Genomic DNA, 4236 nt, shown 5'->3' with positions numbered 1-4236 from the left:
ACTAGGCTTTTTTATTTTGTACTTATTTAGGAATGATTCAATTAATACCCTTTTTATAACTGTCTTTTTTGATATTCATTTTTTATAAAGGAAATGGACACTTTTTATTAAGATGGAAAATAATCAGTTTCAGCAATGGTGTAAGCGCTTGCTATTTATGCGAATTTTGAATACCTCTATTTAATAAGAATAACACGTATAGTAATGGATGTAGATGAGTGATCACAACAAACTACGAAAATAGTTTTAAATTTTTTTGCCAAGTAGAAGTTACTGACTTGGATGTTCATTGAAAACATAATCATAACAACGTTAAGCATTAAAACCAAAAATGTCCCCGGGACCACGGTAGAAAAGAGTAAGACAAGTGAAGCACCAAGCTTCTTGAAGCGATCAACTTCCTTCTATTTGGTACCGTATCCCCGGGGACAGGAGGAGTGAGAGCATGACAGAACAACAAAAAGAATACCTGAAGCAATACTATGAGGGTATTAGTCACTATGTAAAAGAGTTTGAATTACGCTCATTGGAAAAGAAAGCGTCACGTATTTTCAATACCGCAGAAATATCATTTGAAGGGTTTTATGCCTATTTAAGAGTAAATGGGTTGCTGGAATCATCATTTTTTTCAACAGTGAATGTCTTGAAAGAAGGACTTGATCCGACAAAACCCGTTAAGGACAGTGATATTTTCAAGATACAGATTCTTATCATCGACGTTGATGTAGTAAAAGCACTTAAGGGGCAATCGGCTTCTGAGGAAGAGCTTAAAGAAGGGGAGAAAGTTGCTGAAGCTATAAAAAATGAACTGAATGCTAGTGGTATATCTTCTATCATTCGATCGTTTAGCGGGAATGGGTTCCATCTGTTGGTACCGTTCGAACCCATCGATGTAGATAAAGCAAAACCGATAGTCCAACAATGTTTGAAGATTCTTTCTAGCAAATATTCGAATGGAAAAGCCGAGGTTGACACATCTGTTTTTAACCCTTCACGCTTAGTAAAATTTCCTGGTAGTTGGGCAAGAAAGGGAGAAAACACAGAAGATCGTCCGCACCGTCTTAGCCAGAATATTGAGTTCCCTAAAAATTATTTGAGAAATGATTTTCGAGTTATCAAAGAATTTGTTGAAAAGAATCTTTCCGCTGTTAAACCTGAAATAACAGCGAAAAGTAAGAAGAAACGTTCTGTTCCAGTGTATGGCGATGCTAAAGAATTACTTGAACACTATGGATTAAGTTATCAAGTAAAGGACGGAGATATTCCCGGACTCAAAATTTTTATTCTTAAGGAGTGTCCATTAGCACGCCATTCAAATAATCAAAATGGTGCATCCATCATTCAAAAAACAAGTGGGCTTCTTGAATTTAAGTGTCTTCACGAAAGTCATAGTGATTGTAACATCAAAGATTTTTTAGAAAAATATCCATTGCCTGAAGAAGCAAAATTTAAACCAGATTTTACAGCATTAAACTTAGCAACACCAGTAATCCTTGACGGATGGAAATTAATGGAGGAAGGGTTGTTTGCCTTAAATAAAGAAGGAGAATATTACCGTGTCTCTTCACCAGTTTGGATTGTAGAAATTTCTATTAATAGAGATACGCAGCTAGTGTCTTTAAAGCTGAAGTATTCCTTAGGTAAACTAAGTGTTCATACGTTGGTTGTTCCGGGAGATATATTAGCGGCAGGAAAAATTAGAGAACTTACTAAATATGGAATTGAAGTTGATCCATATTATGAGTCGAAATTAGTTCAATTTTTACAACGGCAAAAGCAAGAAATCGAGATTCAAGATGTGCATAGCTATCTAGGATGGAGAAGTGAAGAGGAATATACAGCCGCAAAAACTTACTCTGTCAATAAACCAGCCGTAGATTCTGTCTTAGAAGAAAAATCAGTCTACAGATTGGACAGTAAAGGTAATACAGTGACTTGGAAAGAAATGGTTGAACAAGAGATTGTTGGAACAGACGGCGAAATTGCATTAGCTCTAATTCCACTAGCCGTTATTCTTGCATGGTTACAAATGGCAAATCGAATCTCAATCAATTCATTATCTGTGATTTTTAAAGGTCTAAGTAGTACTGGTAAAACTACCTTATTAAATTTTATTGCTTGTTTCTATGGAGACAGCGCAAAACTCGTTGGAAGTCTCAATGCAACTCAAAATGCAATTCTTCGAAAAGTTGATGGCTTAAATGGATGGCCAGTATTCTTTGACGAAATGAAATCAACCATAAACAAGGATCTGACAAGTATTTTCTATCAGTTAAGTACAGGACGTCAAAAGGATCGACTTGACAAGAACTCAAAACTGATGGAAGCAGTAGAATTTAGTACGGTTAGTTTTTTCACGTCAGAAGTATCTGTTGACAATTACTTGCAAGAACTCGGCGGACTACTTGTCAGACATCTACAGTTTTCTGATCTGCAGTTTACAAAAAGTGCAGCATCTTCAAAAATAATTCAAAAAGTAGCTAAGGAAAATTATGGTTCTCCTTTTAAAACGTTTATGGAGAGCTTAATGAAAGCTCAGCCACAAATTATCGGAGAACGTTATTCAGAGTCACTAATTGAACTCAACGCTACTATTGAAGAACATCCACTAAGGGATCGCTTGTTAGATAACTGTGCAATGGTATTAACTGGTGCAAAGTTAATGAATGAATTGTTGGGATTATCTATTAGTGAAGATAGAGTAAAGAAAATCTTACTAGATGTAGCGGAAAGTGTATTCGACAAAAAAACTGAGCAAGCGGAATCTATTCCAGAAAAAATTACTGAATGGATTGCAATGAATTCACATCGGTTTGTTTTAGAAGGTGGTTTAACAAAATCTTCGTACACATCAAAGTTCGGTTCTGTAAAAATCGTTGGTAATGAAATCAAGGTTTCCATATTGAAATCTACTTTCGAGAATCAAGTATTGAAGCAAGAATTTCCTTTACAAGATAAGAAAACGGTTATTGATGAGTTGGTCAAGGCTAATATGTTAGTTGGTGAAAAAGATCGACTATCGAAAAGAAAAAAGATAAAAGAATCTGAAAACGGCAAGAACAGGGTTTCCTTAACAGTCTATGAAATCCGTTTGCCGAAGACACCAGATTTACTGCGGTATTTTGGAGATTACAACAACAGTGATGGAGGTGTAAAGCTAATTGAGAAAGAAGTAACTCTGCCTAAAAGTGAACCTTCTATCTATAGTCCTTTACCTCCACCACAGATAGTAGAAAAAACAATTGAAGAAGTATTTGCAGAGATTGATTTCGATAATCTTTTAAAAGAAGGAGCAGAAGATCATGATTAGAAAGAATATTAGTAAAGAACATAAAGAGAACAACCAAATGAAGAATCAGTTGCCTAATAACAAGGCAACTAAATCTTCAAATCAAATCGAAGTAGATAATACTCAAGAAAATCAAACAGTGAAGGAGAATGAAAAAATGCAAGAAGAAAACAATGTCGTTGAAGAAGTAAAAAATGAGGATCAAATAAAGGATGATCCAAAGAAGATAGTAACAAGTCCTTTCAAAACTACTGAAGAAAAAATGGTTCTAGACAAACAACAAGGAGAAACTTCTGATGACCCAACTTTAGGAACAGGGATTCTTGGTGGAGTACGTCGAATAAAAGAGAAGAAACCCGGTACTGGAAGAACACGTAAAGAAGGAAATGCTGAAAAATTTAGGAAGTATATTGTTGAAAACTATCCTAATTCTGCTGAATTTGTGACAACTGATCTTTCTGAATTTTTTAGAACCAATCATAATCTGAAAAACTCAGATATCTCTGGGCAGTTATTCGGATTGAGGACTGCTGGCTGGATTGAAAATCGAAAACCAACCGAAGCTGAAATGAAAATTATGGGTAAAGGGATAAAGATTTGGAAGGGAACTGATAAATTGTACGAGGCTTATTCCAAAGATTTAAAGGTTGCTGAGGAGGAAGAAACTTTCAACGTATCTGTTGAAACAAATCAAGCTGGAGGGGATAAAGATGAAAAAAATGAAGACATCTAACTCAAAGCTACTCAAAATGGACGTAATTTATTATTGCAAAGAGCTCAGTAATGAGGAGCGCGTAAACATTCTTTTCGATGTTGCTAAAAGAGATGCCAAAGAAAAATCCTGCGAGCTCAATAAAGTAATTGTCATTGATTCAATGGAAGACTTTGAAAAAGAAATGGATCATTCATTTTCTGATAAGTCTGTTGATTATGTAATTCTTTTCAAT

The 4236-nt window shown here is 35.1% G+C and carries 3 protein-coding genes; all 3 read left to right on the top strand.

Annotated elements, in window-relative coordinates:
- The first annotated feature begins 445 nt into the window (after positions 1 to 445).
- A complete protein-coding gene (locus AC4J95_RS20945) occupies positions 446 to 3310 on the top strand; it encodes a DUF927 domain-containing protein (protein ID WP_494551530.1) in 2865 nt (954 codons plus the stop codon).
- Positions 3303 to 4022 (top strand): hypothetical protein, encoded by a 720-nt coding sequence (locus tag AC4J95_RS20940; RefSeq protein ID WP_494551529.1) that lies wholly within the window; start codon positions 3303 to 3305, stop codon positions 4020 to 4022. The genes AC4J95_RS20945 and AC4J95_RS20940 overlap by 8 nt, the downstream gene beginning before the upstream one ends.
- The coding region (locus tag AC4J95_RS20935; protein ID WP_494551528.1) for a hypothetical protein at positions 4000 to 4236 on the top strand (237 nt) is incomplete at its 3' end. The genes AC4J95_RS20940 and AC4J95_RS20935, both read left to right, overlap by 23 nt.

It is taken from the genome of Enterococcus sp. GPZ-007 (genome assembly GCF_059374735.1).
This window is presented reverse-complemented; position numbering and strand designations above follow the sequence as displayed.

What these genes read in the sequence shown, in the direction of transcription:
- AC4J95_RS20940 (WP_494551529.1), top strand. Translation starts at nt 3,303, where the DNA reads ATGATTAGAAAGAATATTAGTAAAGAACATAAAGAGAACAACCAAATG.
- AC4J95_RS20945 (WP_494551530.1), top strand. Translation starts at nt 446, where the DNA reads ATGACAGAACAACAAAAAGAATACCTGAAGCAATACTATGAGGGTATT.